Source organism: Mucilaginibacter sp. P2_D11, from assembly GCF_056404435.1.
The window spans coordinates 20169-33991 of the sequence record NZ_JBFUEA010000024.1; the positions used below are offsets into that span (position 1 = coordinate 20169).

Here is a 13823-nt window from a genome sequence, read left to right on the forward strand (position 1 = left end):
TATTAATGATTAGCTATAAAACTGTATCTATATTCATCATCGTGTTGTTTTGCAAATCGGCAACGCTTTTTGCACAAATCGACACCCTACATCTGTATTACAACATCAACCAAAAAGATGTAAACCTGCACCGGCAAAAACTCGATTCGGCTTTTGTGGCGGATAAAATCCGTATTGAAGCAATACACGTTATAGGCTATGCGGATTATTTAGGCAGCAAGCCATACAATTCAACGCTAAGCTTAGGCCGTGCCGATAACGTTAAGGCATACCTGCAACAACTTTTACCGGGGATGGATATTTCAAGCGAAGGAAAAGGCGAGCAGGCATCTTGCAAACAAAAAACTTCCAAAGGAAGCCCAAAGGATAGGAGGGTGGATGTGATCGTACTCAAAATTATCCCAACATTACCAATGCCGCAGGATACGCTAACAGTAGTAAGCGAACCGGCTCCCATTATCAAAAAAGACAGCGTTTTTAGGGATACCATATTCCAGGCCAAGGTAGATAAGCTGGCCACGTTAAAAGCCGGCGAGCGGATGGATATAGATGAACTGCTATTTTTGGGCGGCAGGCATTTTTTAACACCGGCTTCACACAAATACGCAGATATTTTGGTGGAGTTGATGAAGAAGCACCCTAAGCTTAAAATCAAAATTATAGGGCATATCTGCTGCGAATATAGCGGGCGGGATGGCTTCGATTTCGATAACAAGAAATACGCACTGTCTAAATATCGGGCCGAATTCGTGTACGATTACCTGATGAAGGCAGGCATAGACAAAGGCCGGATGAGCCACAAGGGCGTTGGCAGCAGCGACCCGAAAATTTTCCCCGAGGTTACTGCCCACGATTCGGACCTGAACAGGCGCGTGGAGATAGTAGTAGTCAGCAACGAAGAATAGCCCTATTCTCATCCAAGTATCCTCTTATGCGCACGATTTAAAATTCGCGAAGCAAAACATTATTTTTGCGGCATGTTTACAGGAATTATAGAAACTTTAGGCAAGATAACTGACCTACGAAATGAGCAGGGCAACCTGCATATCACCGTAGAATCGGCTATTGTGAATGAATTGAAGATAGATCAATCGGTAGCGCATAATGGCGTTTGCCTTACGGTTGTGGGGCTCACAGATGCCGCGCACACAGTTACAGCCATCGAAGAAACCCTGAATAAAACCAGCCTTGGCCACCTAAAAGTTGGCGAGCCCGTAAACCTGGAACGCTGTATGCAGATGAACGCCCGGTTGGATGGGCACATCGTTCAGGGGCATGTAGATCAAACCGCCATCTGTACCAAATTTACCGAGCTGGATGGCAGCTGGGAATATACCTTCGAATACGATGCCGCAACAGGCAACGTTACGGTTGAGAAGGGATCGATATGCGTAAACGGCATCAGCCTTACGGTAGTAAACTCCGGTCCAAATTATTTCTCCGTAGCCATTATTCCTTACACGTATGAGCATACCAACCTGCATAATGTGCGCGAAGGCAGCCTTGTTAATTTGGAGTTTGATATTATTGGCAAATACGTAGCGAGGCTGATGCAGCGATAGGAATGTTGGCTGCCGCGAGTTTCCAACCCGTGGCGGGCATGGTGTCAGCTTCCAGCTGACGCAAGCTGAAAGCTTGCACTATGCAAACCACGGGATATGCTTCGCTCGCGATAGCGAAGATTTCAGGGTTCATTTATAAAACCCAAGCGCCTCCCTCAATATCCCGTCAATTTTCTCAACCGGGATATCCTGCGCAGCATCAATCAACAATATTTTCATGCGTGCGCGTTTCTCCTGCAGTAAATCGGGGTGGTTTAGGCGGTTGCCTTCTACGATGCCTATGTAAGGCTGCAGGTATTTCTTATGCGTCCACAAATAGCAAAACATTTTGCCTTTATAGCAATACATAGGCATGCCGTATTTCCATTCCTCGGTTAGGTTGGCATCCAATGCCAGGATATGCCCGCGCAGGAATTGCAGGCAGCTTTGGGCAGGCTCTGGGTGGCTGAGGAAGTAATTGTCTATGGGGCGGGGCATGAACCAGGATTAAACGGATTTTAGGGATTTATACGATTTTATTCAATTTTGGATATGCGCTTTCATTTTAACAAGTGCTAACTTATTAAAATCCAAAAAATCGTAAAAATCTGCTTAATCCCGGTTCCTTATTGCTCCACGCTGTGTATCGGCCTGAACACCCTGTTCCAGCGGATTTTGCTAAAGAACGATGCGGTGCTGTCGATGCTCATCCACGTGATAACGGCTTTGCCTACGATATGGTCCTCGGGTACGAAACCCCAAAAACGCGAATCTCCCGAATTGTGGCGGTTATCACCCATCATCCAGTAGTAATTCATCTTAAAAGTGTAGGTGTCGGCTTTTTTATCGTTGATATAAACATCCTTGCCTTTTATCTCCAGCTTGTTGTGCTCGTAAACCGTAATAGCGCGGCTGTAAAGGGCAGTAGTGCTATCGTTAAGGGTTATGGTAGTGCCTTTTTTGGGAATCAGGATAGGGCCGTAATTGTCCTGGTTCCATTTGAATAAGTTGCTTTGCGGGAAAACGCCCATATCGGCCTGGCCTTTTGGCTCATTTTTCTGTGTAATTGATTTTACGTTAGAGAAACTTTTTACCTGCTGGTAGCTGTCGGTAGGGATTATCATTTCGTAGGTGTCGGCACCGTTGAAATCGCGCGTCTCCACATGTAGGTCATTTAAAACGTCCTGATTTAGTGGTGTACCATTGGTAACTACGGTGTAAGAGGTTTGGGCATGCGGCGCGTTCTTTACCGCTTTGCCATCGGTGTACACTTGCCCGTTTACAATGGTAAGCGTTTCGCCGGGCAGGCCCACGCAACGTTTGATATAGTGCACGCGCATATCTACCGGGCGGGGTTCGGTTTCGGCAGGGTAGTTAAATACTACTGCATCGCCTTTTTTCACGTCGCCCAGGCCGGGCAGGCGGAAGTAAGGAAGCTGCACGGCGTCCCAATAGGTTTTCATGCCGCCATAAACCGTAGACTCTGTAAACGGGATAGCTAAAGGTGTCATCGGCATGCGCGCGCCGTAGGAAAGCTTGCTCACGAAAAGGTAATCGCCCGTCATCAGGCTGCCTTCCATAGAAGCCGAAGGAATAGCAAATGCCGAAAATAGCAAACCACGGATAATGGTGGAAGCCACCAGTGCAAACAAAATGGCATCTACCCATTCGCGGGTTTTGCTTTTTTTAGGCTTGGCGGTATCGGCTTTTTTGCGGGATAAGAATTTCCAGTTCATAGAGCGTATGGTATTAATTTAATATTCCTTATGCAGTTAGAGTGCAGCTTTGGGGATTTGTTACAAGCGATTGAGCGATTTTTGCCTGTAATTGCTACATTTATCCTACCTATTATAACACCCTATGTTACGTCGTAATTTTATCAAACTATCTGCTGCATCTATGGTCGCGGCAATGTACAGCAGGCTCACTTTTGCAACAGGCACCGGGTTTGCCCTCATCAACCATCCCGATGAGGCCTGGGCCGAATTGGCCGAAGGTTGGGTGAAACTCACCGCTACTGGCGGCCGGGCTTACACCTATAAAGACATTCGCATAGAAATAAAGGCCACAGGCAATGCGCAGGCAGTTTATGTACAATCGCCAATGGCTGATTTGCTGGCAGTGCGCCTTAAATGGAAATACCAAACAAAAAAATATGGCAAGATACTCGGTGACCACTGGGAACGGAGCTATGCCGACCTGGGCTGGAAAGCGCCACAAGCAGGTGTGCGCAACCCATGGTATGTGCTGCTACACGACGCAAAGGAAACCGCTGCCTTCGGTGTGAAGACGGGCGGCAACACTATGTGTTGGTGGGACGTTGCAGACGAGAGCCTGCAGTTGACCATGGACACTCGCTCGGGCGGAGATGGCGTAAAGCTTGGCCAGCGTAAACTGCATGCAGCAGATATCGTTACTTCCCTTAGCCTTGCAGGCGAAAGGCCCTGGGCAACCTTAACACGTTTTTGCAAGCTGATGTGCGCAAAACCACGCCTGCCTAAACAGCCTGTTTACGGTATAAACGATTGGTATGTGATGTATGGCAAAAACTCATTTGAAAGCGTAAAACAACAAACTTCGGTAATGGCAGGTTTCGTTACCAATACCTCGAATAAACCTTTCTCGCTCATCGATGATGGCTGGCAGCAACCGGATGATTTTTCGATAGTGAACGATAAGTTTAAAGACATGCACAAAATGGCCGATGAGATAAAAAAAATCGGCATGCATCCCGGCTTGTGGACACGCCCTTTGATTGCCCGGCAAGACGATAAAACTTCGCTGCTGGCACCAACACTGCCTACCCGCAGTAACACCGACGAGAAGATACTCGACCCTACCTTGCCCGAAACCCTGGAAAGGGTAAAGCGCAACATCAGCTTGTATAAACAATGGGGTTATGATATGGTGAAGCACGATTACAGCAGCTGGGATATTTTCGGTCGATGGGGGTTTCAGATGAAAGATCGGCTTACGGTACCCGGCTGGCATTTTAACGACCAATCTAAAACCAACGCCGAGATCATCAACACTCTTTATGGCACCATAAGGCAGGCCGCAGGCGATATGTATATCATAGGCTGCAATACCGTGAGCCATTTATCGGCGGGCTTATTCGAACTAAACCGCATTGGCGATGATACCAGCGGGAAGGAATGGGAACGTACCAAAAAATATGGCGTAAATACGCTTGCGTTCCGCCTGCCGCAAAACAATACTTTTTACGCCGCCGATGGCGATTGCGTGGGCCTTACGCACGATATCTCCTGGGAAAGGAACAGCCAGTGGCTGCAATTGCTGGCAGAAAGCGGCTCGCCGCTGTTCATATCTGCCGAAACTGCGTTTTTGGATGCAGATAAAAAATCCGCTATAAAAACAGCCTTCGCCCAGGCAGCCAAAGTACAACCAACCGGCGAACCATTGGATTGGCTCACTGAACAATGGCCGACGAAATGGAAGCTGAATAATAGGGAGGTTACGTTTAATTGGGATTGATACACCACCGCGTCATTGAGGCACGAAGCAATCCTCGGCACAAAGGTCGGACTTGCAGAGCCGCTCTGCTAGCCGATGGTTGCCGCGCTTCGCTCGCAATGACGTGGTGGTGAGGGGTTGCGCCTACTTCTTCCTCTTCTTACTAGCCTTAGCTATCTTGTTATAATCCAGCGCCTTTTGGACCCAGGTATCGAAATCTTTTTTGTTGGTTAGCGCATCCTCGTGCACAAAAACGTAGCCTTTGGCGGTACGTTCGCGCTGCTGCATGGGGCGTACGTTATCCATTTCTAATGCCGACTCAAAATCATCGGGGTTGATGCGGCAAAGCATCTCATGGCTGTTTACGCAGATACAAAGCTTGTCATCTACCAAGAAGCAGACACCGCCAAACATGCGCTTTTCTTCGATGGGCGATATATCTACCAACGCTTCGCGTACACGATTTAAAAGATTTTCATCCATGTTTTTAAATCCTAAATTCTAACCCCTAAATTCTAAATCTAAAACCAAAATTCTAAATTAGAATTGCACCTATATCTCACATCTCACATCTCACATCTCACTTCTCACTTCTCAAATCTACTCCACCGTTATCTCATCTGCAAAAATGTACGATGGGCTGCCTTTGCTTTCGTGCCAATCGGGCAGGGGGCCGTATTGCTTGGCTACGAGTTTGATGTAGCGGGCCTTTACGTTCACTGTAGCGGCAAATTCCTGGGTTTGCACATCCAGGTTTTTTACATCCACTTTGGTGTTTACCGTTGCGGCCAGTTTGTAATTCTTGCCATCATCGGATATCCAGTATTGTACGTATTGCGGGAACACGATCCAGGCCCGGCTATCCTGCAGCGTTCCCAGGCTTAGCTGTTTGATGAGTTTTATGGTGCCCAAATCTATCACCGCTTCCAAATCTTTACCCTGGTAGCCTTGCCAGTTGCCCAACCGCCAGTTGCTGGTGCCATGGATGCCGTTGATCAGCGTTTCATCGCCCTGTGCCGAATAATTGGGCAGATATTTATTGGTGAGGGTTAGTTTGATGTCGCTGCGTATCTTAATGAAAGTGGCCTCATCTACAAAGCTGCTCTTGCCGTTGTTGACAGCTATAGCCCTAACAGTGGTGTTTACCAATATCTGTATCGGCTTATCATAAATCTGCGATGCCGCGGTGGGCGTGGTGCCATCCAGCGTGTAGTATATTTTTGCGGCTGTATCGATGCATTTGATTTCTACCGTGATGGGTTTCTTAAAGGTTTTGGTGCCAGCCACGATGTACGGGTTCGGTACGATCAGCTCGTCGGTGATGGCCGAGGTGGGTTTCTCCAAATCCTGCACGAAAAGTTTATTAGCAATCCTCCCACTGAAAACCTCGAAGGTGCCGCCCTTCACTATCGTTTCGTAATTGATGTATAGCTTGTTATAGGCTTTGCCATCCAGGTTGAGGCCCTGCAAAAAGTTATTGTCGCGGCTAACCGTTGCGCCGGTATTGCTGATGTTGAAGCGTTTGCCATTCTCCAGGCTGATGATGATGCTTTCGAACTGTGGCACGCCCACCTGGAACTGCTGCTGCCCCGGTGCAATGTTGTAGATACCCAAACAGCTCATCACGTACCAGGCCGACATCTGCCCGCAATCCTCATTGCCCGATAGGCCATCGGGTTTGTCGCTGTATTGCTCGCGCAGTATCTTGTTTACGTAGTACTCCGTTTTATCGGGCGCGTTGGTAAAGTTGTACAGGTAGGCAATATGGTGGCTCGGCTCGTTGCCGTGGGCGTATTGGCCAATCAGTCCGGTAACATCGGCCTGATCGCGGCCGCTGAGTTTTGCCGTGGTGCTGAACAACTCGTCCAGTTTTATCTCGAAATCTTTTTTGCCACCCATAGCTTTTATTAAGCCTTCTACATCCTGCGGTACCAGAAAAGTGTACTGCCAACCATTGCCCTCGGTGTAGTTGTTGTTGATTTCGGTAGGCTCGAATGGGGTGTACCAGCCGCCGTTATCACGGGCCTGCATAAAGGTGTTCTCGCTATTGAAAACATTCTTCCAGTACTGCGCGCGCTTGATGTACTCGGCGTACTCGGTTGGTTTGTTCAGCATTTTGGCCATCTGGGCAATGCACCAGTCATCGTAAGCATAATCCAGCGTTTTAGACACAGATTCATGCTCTACGTCGGCATTTACTGCGCCGGTTGTTACGTAGTTATCCAGTCCGAACTGCTTGCGGTTTACGGCGGCTTTCATGGCGATAAAGGCTTCCTCGGCATTAAAATCGCGGATGCCTTTGGCATAAGCATCAACAATTACCGGGATAGAGTGGTTGCCCACCATGCAATAGGTTTCGTTGGAGGCCAGCGGCCAAATGGGCAGCAAGCCGCCCTGCTCATACATGGCTATAAAGGTTTTGATGAAGTCGGTGGTGCGTTTGCGGTCGATGAGCGTAAGAAGCGGGTTTTCGGCACGGAAAGTGTCCCATAGGGAGAAAACCGTGTAATAGTTGAATCCCGCGGCGGTATGTATTTGCTGGTCGAGCCCGCGGTATTGGCCGTCGACATCGTTATAGATGTTCGGAGCCAGCATGCAGTGATACAGCGCGGTATAGAATATCACCTGTTTGCGGCGTGCAGGGTCGGGCAACTCGACACCTTTTTTTACATAGGTTGGGTAGCCGTATGGGCCTATTTCCTGTTGCTGCTGCGCTTTGGGTGGTGCGCCGCCTTCTACCTGTATCTTGTTCAGTTCGTCGTTCCAGGCGGTTTTGGTAGCTTTCAGTATTTTCTTGAAATCGAAATCAGGCATTTCGGTGTCGAGGTTCTTCAGCGCGCCATCAACGCTTACGGATGATATGCCCACCTTGGAAAGCACCTCGCCGGGGTTATCGAACTGGATGTACATCTTCACATTTTTGCCTTGTACCTTGCTTTGGCCTGCCTGTAATTGGTCGTTAAGGGCTATGCCGTAGGTTTTGAAAGGCTTAGAGAATTTGGCGTAAAAGTAAAGGTATTGGTCGTTTGCCCATGATTTGGAGCGGCGGAAACCGCGTATCTCGTGGTCGTTAACTACTTCTATCCAGGAGTCGAGCACCTCGTCGCGGTGCTGCAGGTCGATGATGATGTTGGCTTTATCGGTTTTGGGGTAATCGTACTGGTGCATGCCCGCGCGCGTGGTGGCGGTAAGCTCTACTTCGATATCGTACTTGTTCAGCTTGGTTTTGTAATAGCCGGGGGAAGCAAACTCGTTCTTTTTGCTGAAGCCCGAGCGGTAGTCTGTATTCTTGAATTGCGGCTCGCCGGTGGTGGGCATAAATAGCACGTCGCAATAATCGGCAATGCCTGTCCCGCTCAAATGCGTGTGCGAAAAACCGTAAACGGTGGTGTCGCTATAGTGATAGCCCGACGAGCCATCCCAACCCTCTAAACGTGTATCGGGACTCAACTGCAACATGCCGAATGGCGCAACCGCGCCGGGGTAGGTGTGCCCATGCCCGCCGGTACCAATAAACGGGTTAACGAACTGGGTGAGCTCCTTTTTCTTGAGCGGTTTTTCTTTCTTTTCCTTTTTGGGCTTTGCAGCAGTTTTAGCGGTGTCCTGGGCCGATGCGCCGAGTGCCGAACTTAAAATAAACACCAGTAAAGCACCGCGTATAATCAATCTCATGTAGAAAGCCAGTTTTAGTTTTTTGGATAACGCAAAATAGTAAGAAATATTGGTTTGGTTGGTTCACTGGTTCATTTGTTCACTGGTTCATTGGTTGGATAAGTCGGGAATCAGCGTAATCTTGAAATCAATAAAATCAGCGGTTAAGAAAATGCGATAGGGTGGGCATCGCCATGATTATCTGTCTGAACCTTGATTTTCCTGATTTAAGGATTTCCTGATAATTTGTCTGAACTCTAATTTTTCGTGTTTAATTGTTTTTTATGGATCTCAAGAAGGCTACGCCGTTTTAAGGAATTAAAAGAATTGACAGAATTTTAAAACAAAAAAATCCCACAAGCATTGCACTTTAACCTTTAACCTTTAACCTTTAACCTTTAACCTTTAACCTTTAACCTTTAACCTTTAATCCACCAACCTAAACTCATCCGCATCTTTCAAAAACGGCAAGGCCCGGCGTATTTTCTTCACTTCGTCGTGGATGATGGAGAAGGTGTAGAGGTCTTCCTCGTCGCGTTTGTAGTACACTACATCGCCGTTGGGGCTGATGCAGGTAGAATCGCCGGAGTGGTACACCTCGTTGCCATCGTGGCCAACGCGGTTCACGGCTATTACGTAGCTTTGGTTTTCTACCGCGCGGGCAGGGATAAGGGTGCGCCAGTGCAGGGCGCGGCGCTCGGGCCAGTTGGCTACGATAAGCAGCACATCATATTCTTCGTTCACATTGCGCAGCCATACCGGGAAACGCAGGTCATAACAAATCATGGGGCATATCTTCCAGCCGTTTAGCTCAACGATGAGTTTTTTTGTGCCGGCGGTGTAGGTGTGATGTTCTTTGCCCAGTGCAAACAGGTGGCGTTTGTCGTAATGCTCATGGCTGCCATCGGGGCGCATCCAAATGAGGCGGTTGTAATATTTGCCTTCTTCTTTAATGATAAGGCTGCCCGTTACCACGCAATCGTACTTTTTGGCGGTAGCATCCATCCATTGCATGGTTTTGCCACCCATTTCTTCGCCCAAAGCTTCGGCATTCATGCTGAAGCCGGTGTTGAACATCTCGGGCAGGATGATGAGATGGGTTTTCTCGCGGATGCCCGATAGCTTCAGCGATATATTCTGCAGGTTTTTATCGGTGTTTTCCCAAAATAAATATCCCTGGTAAACGGTAACTTTCAAATTATCCATAAGCATTTTGGTTCATAGGCTATGGTTCATAGATCATAGCTTTTTCCGCTAATATTATATTGTAGAAGTCCTGATCCTGCTATGAACCATGAACTATCTGCTATCACACTTTCAACAACCTATCAACGGCTTTATCGATAGTTTCTTGCCTTTTGGCAAAACAAAAACGCAGTATATGGCTGTCGGTACCCTGTCTGTAGAACACCGAAACGGGTATGGAAGCTACGCCAATTTCTTTGGTTAGGCGTATGGCGTACTCTGTATCTTTCTCATCGGTAATGCCATCGTAACTCACAGATTGGAAGTACGAACCCGCGCAAGGCAGCAGTTTAAAACGGCTGCCTTTTAGCCCCTCACGGAAGTAGTCGCGCTTTTGCTGGAAGAAAGCGGGCAGGCTTAAATAAGTGTTTTCATCCTTTAGATATTCGGCTATGGCATGCTGCATGGGTGCGTTTACGCTGAATACCAAAAACTGGTGTATTTTGCGGAACTCGGCCATTAGGTAAGCAGGTGCGAGGCAATAGCCCATCTTCCAGCCCGTGGCATGGAAGGTTTTGCCGAACGACGATACGATGAAGCTGCGCTGCTGCAGTTCGGGGTAGCGGGCCATGCTGTGGTGCGTTTCGCCGTCGTATATCAGGTGTTCGTACACCTCGTCGCTCAAAATCAGTATATCCTGGTTTTTTACCAGGGCGCTGAGCTCGTCAATATCCTCCTTGCGCAAAATAGTTGCGGTAGGGTTATGCGGCGAATTGAGGATGATCATTTTGGTTTTGCCGTTGATGAGGCGTTTCACCATATCCCAGGCAATGCGGTAATCGGGCGGGTCAAGCTCCAGTGACTTAACCACGCCGCCCATCAGCTTAATGGCAGGGGCATAACAATCGTAAGCCGGTTCGAATATGATTACCTCATCGTTGGGGTGTATTGCCGCACTTATCGCCGTAAATATGGCCTGCGTGCCGCCGGCGGTAACGGTGATTTCGGTATCGGGATTATATACAGCGCCGTAAAGTTTTTCGGTTTTGATAGCAATCTGTTCGCGCAGGGCCATCAATCCCGGCATGGGTGCGTATTGGTTATGCCCGTTAGTCATGGCCTTGCTTACTAACTCTACCAACTCGGGCGAGCAATCATAATCGGGGTAACCCTGCGATAGGTTGATTGCGCCCAGCTCGGCAGCCAGGGCCGACATTACCGTAAATATTGTGGTGCCGGTTTGAGGTAATTTTGAAACAATGGGTATCATTAAGGGCTAAAATAAGTAAAAAAAGCGTCGCGATAGGAAAATTCTGATATTTGAAAGACAAAATACGCCCATACAGGGCTTTAAAAACGACCGCCTTTAACTACTTTTGATGATATGAAAACCGCCAAGCTTCTACTCGCCGCCTTAGTAATTACCGCCGTTTTTTCTTGCAAAACTAACCAAAAGAACGGCGTGCCCGTGGTCGGTTTTGTGGATGCGTTTGAGGATGCTACCATATCGCAGGCTAAAGACGGCTTCGTAGCGGCCCTAAAGGATAATGGCTTCAGCGAAGAGAAAAAGAACATCGAAATAAAATACAGCAATGCGCAAGGCAGCATCCCCACGCTCACGACGATTGTGAACCAGTTCGTATCAGAGCAAGTGGATTTGTTGGCTACTTCAACCACTTTATCCACGGTGACGGCTATCCAAAAGACCAAAACGATACCCATCTTCCAGATGGTATCGCCCACGCCCGAGCGGATGAAGGTGGCCGATGCAAGCGGCAAAGGCCCTGCAAATTTGTTCGGCACCATGGAGGAATTGAATTATATTGATACCTCCTTTGCCATCATCCCTAAATTGTTGAAGCCGAAAGGAGCGCAGCTTACCATTGGCATGATATATAATCAAAGTGAGCCGCAATCTGCGGATGCGTTGAACAGGATACAAGGTCTGGCAGATAAACTCAATGTGAAGATTATTGCCCTGCCGCTCAATTCATCTGCCGATGCGCAGCTGGTTACGCAAGCGCTGCTGGGAAAAAACATAGATGCCTTTTTTGCCAACCCGGATAATACCGTGTTCGCGGCGTTCGAAACTATACTGAAGAGCTGCAACGCGCATAACGTACCCATTTTTACCAGCGAAGCCGGCTTGGTACAGCGTGGCGCGGTGGCTGCCTTCGGTGCCGATATTTACCAATGGGGCTACCAAAGCGGCCTGCAGGCAGCACAATATTTAAAAACCCATAAAACGGATGGGCTTAAATTAGAGATGGTGAAATTGCGCAAGCGGGTGTACAATGCTGCTGCCGCTAAGAAATATAACATTACCGTCCCTGCTGATTACACCGCCGTAAAATAATGGATTTTTACCTCACCGCTTTATTGCAGGGGCTATGCTTCGCGGGGATTGCCTTCGGGATATACATATCCATGAAGATATTCAACATCCCGGATATTACTACCGATGGCAGCTACACGCTGGGCGGGGTGGTTACGGGCATACTGCTTACGCATAACCAGCCCGGCTGGTTGATATTGCTGGCGGTAATAGGTGCAGGGGCAACAGCCGGCGCGCTTACGGGCATTATCCATACCAAACTGAAGATAAACGCCCTGCTGGCCGGCATTTTGGTAATGACCGCACTATACTCGGTAAACCTTACCATTTTGGGCCGATCCAACCTGCCATTGCTTAGTCTGCCCACTTTATTCTCGGTATTGAATATCCTAACCGACCCGAATCAAAATTCGCTTATTATCCTTTCGCTGTTCGTTGCTGCGCTTACGCTGCTTATCGGCTACCTGCTCAAAACAGATTTCGGCATTGCTATGCGTGCCACCGGCAACAGCGAACAAATGATACGCGCCCTTGGCGTGAATACCGACAGGATGAAGATTATCGGCCTGGCCATAGCCAACGCGCTTACGGCATTGAGCGGCTACCTCATTACGCAGATGCAGGGCTTCGCGGATATCAGTATGGGGATAGGGGTGGTGATTATCGGGCTAGGCTCGGTTATCATCGCCGAAACGCTCATCAACTGGCTGCAGATAACTTCGGTATGGCTAAGCCTGGTGTTGGTATTGGCCGGGGCAATTATATTCCAGTTTGTTTTGGCACTTACTTTAAGCATCGGCGTAAACCCCAATATGCTGAAGATTGTAACGTCAGGATTCGTAGCGATTATCGTCGGCCTGCCGCGCTTATTCTCCCGTAAAGCATGATAGAACTTAAAAATATCAGCAAAACCTTCAACGCGGGCAAACCCAACGAAGTGAAGGCCTTGGGCAAACTGAGCCTGGAAATAAAGCAGGGCGAGTTTGTGGTAATCGTAGGCTCCAACGGTTCGGGCAAAACCACATTGTTGAATTTAGTTGCAGGTACGATATTCAGCGATACCGGCACGGTTACCATTGATGGCAACAATGCCACCAAACTGCCCGACTATGGCCGCAGCAAGTGGATAGCCCGTATCTTCCAGAACCCATTATCCGGCACAGCGGCAGATTTGAGCATACTGGATAACTTCCGGCTAGCTGCCCTGCGCACCCAAAATAAAGGGCTTACCATCGGCAAAAACGAAAGCTTTAAACAATTGGTGCGTGATAAGATAGCCACCCTGGGCATGGGGCTGGAAGATAAGACCGAACAACCTATCGGCACCCTATCCGGCGGACAAAGACAGGCATTAACCCTGCTGATGAGCGTGATGGATGAATGCAAGATACTATTGCTGGATGAACCCACTGCCGCCCTCGATCCGCGATCTGCCGAAAAGGTAATGCGCATAGCCGATGATTTGATAAAACAATACAACCTCACCGCCATATTGGTAACCCATAACTTAAAGGACGCAGCAAACTACGGCACCCGCATCATCCAAATGGGCGAGGGGCAAATCCTCAAAGATATCCCATCGGCAGAAAAGGCTGCGCTGAAACAGGCGGAGTTGTTTGAGTGGTTTTAGAAGCCCC

At 48.4% G+C, this 13823-nt stretch carries 12 protein-coding genes; 6 read left to right on the forward strand and 6 right to left on the reverse strand.

Going from position 1 to position 13823, the window contains the following annotated elements; all coding sequences use genetic code 11:
- Positions 1 to 5 precede the first annotated feature (5 nt).
- Both AC1DXC_RS25225 and AC1DXC_RS25230 read left to right on the forward strand, forming a co-directional pair.
- Positions 6 to 905: an OmpA family protein gene (locus AC1DXC_RS25225; protein ID WP_477461950.1), complete on the forward strand. Its 900-nt coding sequence runs from the start codon at positions 6 to 8 to the stop codon at positions 903 to 905.
- A 72-nt stretch (positions 906 to 977) separates the two neighbouring features.
- Entirely contained in the window at positions 978 to 1562 is a 585-nt protein-coding gene (locus AC1DXC_RS25230; protein WP_477461951.1) for a riboflavin synthase, read from the forward strand.
- A gap of 129 nt (positions 1563 to 1691) precedes the next feature.
- Here the strand turns inward: AC1DXC_RS25230 and AC1DXC_RS25235 are convergent, their stop codons facing one another.
- Together AC1DXC_RS25235 and lepB are read right to left on the reverse strand one after the other, a co-directional pair.
- Positions 1692 to 2039, reverse strand: a complete 348-nt coding sequence (locus tag AC1DXC_RS25235) for a DUF1801 domain-containing protein (RefSeq protein ID WP_477461952.1) — start codon at positions 2037 to 2039, stop codon at positions 1692 to 1694.
- A 128-nt stretch (positions 2040 to 2167) separates the two neighbouring features.
- Positions 2168 to 3277: a signal peptidase I gene (gene lepB / locus AC1DXC_RS25240; protein WP_477461953.1), complete on the reverse strand. Its 1110-nt coding sequence runs from the start codon at positions 3275 to 3277 to the stop codon at positions 2168 to 2170.
- Positions 3278 to 3401: 124 nt separating this feature from the next.
- On the opposite strand from lepB, the gene AC1DXC_RS25245 reads away from it, so the two are divergent.
- Positions 3402 to 5036, forward strand: coding sequence for an alpha-amylase family protein (locus tag AC1DXC_RS25245; RefSeq protein WP_477461954.1), 1635 nt, complete (start codon positions 3402 to 3404; stop codon positions 5034 to 5036).
- A gap of 123 nt (positions 5037 to 5159) precedes the next feature.
- On the opposite strand, the gene AC1DXC_RS25250 is transcribed toward AC1DXC_RS25245, so the two are convergent.
- From AC1DXC_RS25250 to AC1DXC_RS25265, 4 genes are all read right to left on the reverse strand, one after another.
- Positions 5160 to 5498 (reverse strand): TfoX/Sxy family protein, encoded by a 339-nt coding sequence (locus AC1DXC_RS25250; protein WP_477461955.1) that lies wholly within the window; start codon positions 5496 to 5498, stop codon positions 5160 to 5162.
- A gap of 117 nt (positions 5499 to 5615) precedes the next feature.
- Positions 5616 to 8687, reverse strand: a complete 3072-nt coding sequence (locus AC1DXC_RS25255) for a GH92 family glycosyl hydrolase (protein ID WP_477461956.1) — start codon at positions 8685 to 8687, stop codon at positions 5616 to 5618.
- Between the two features lie 405 nt (positions 8688 to 9092).
- The gene (locus AC1DXC_RS25260; RefSeq protein ID WP_477461957.1) at positions 9093 to 9872 is read right to left on the reverse strand and encodes an amidohydrolase; all 780 of its coding nucleotides are present in this window, start codon (positions 9870 to 9872) and stop codon (positions 9093 to 9095) included.
- Between the two features lie 103 nt (positions 9873 to 9975).
- Positions 9976 to 11121 carry a methionine aminotransferase gene (locus AC1DXC_RS25265; protein ID WP_477461958.1) on the reverse strand — a complete coding sequence of 382 codons (1146 nt, stop codon included), beginning with the start codon at positions 11119 to 11121 and terminating at the stop codon, positions 9976 to 9978.
- A 114-nt stretch (positions 11122 to 11235) separates the two neighbouring features.
- On the opposite strand from AC1DXC_RS25265, the gene AC1DXC_RS25270 reads away from it, so the two are divergent.
- From AC1DXC_RS25270 to AC1DXC_RS25280, 3 genes are read left to right on the forward strand one after another with little or no spacing between them, the layout of a single operon-like run.
- Positions 11236 to 12207 (forward strand): ABC transporter substrate-binding protein, encoded by a 972-nt coding sequence (locus AC1DXC_RS25270; protein WP_477461959.1) that lies wholly within the window; start codon positions 11236 to 11238, stop codon positions 12205 to 12207.
- The gene (locus AC1DXC_RS25275) at positions 12207 to 13073 is read left to right on the forward strand and encodes an ABC transporter permease (RefSeq protein ID WP_477461960.1); all 867 of its coding nucleotides are present in this window, start codon (positions 12207 to 12209) and stop codon (positions 13071 to 13073) included. Before AC1DXC_RS25270 ends, AC1DXC_RS25275 begins: the two co-directional genes overlap by 1 nt.
- Entirely contained in the window at positions 13070 to 13816 is a 747-nt protein-coding gene (locus AC1DXC_RS25280) for an ABC transporter ATP-binding protein (RefSeq protein ID WP_477461961.1), read from the forward strand. Before AC1DXC_RS25275 ends, AC1DXC_RS25280 begins: the two co-directional genes overlap by 4 nt.
- The last annotated feature ends 7 nt before the right edge of the window (positions 13817 to 13823 follow it).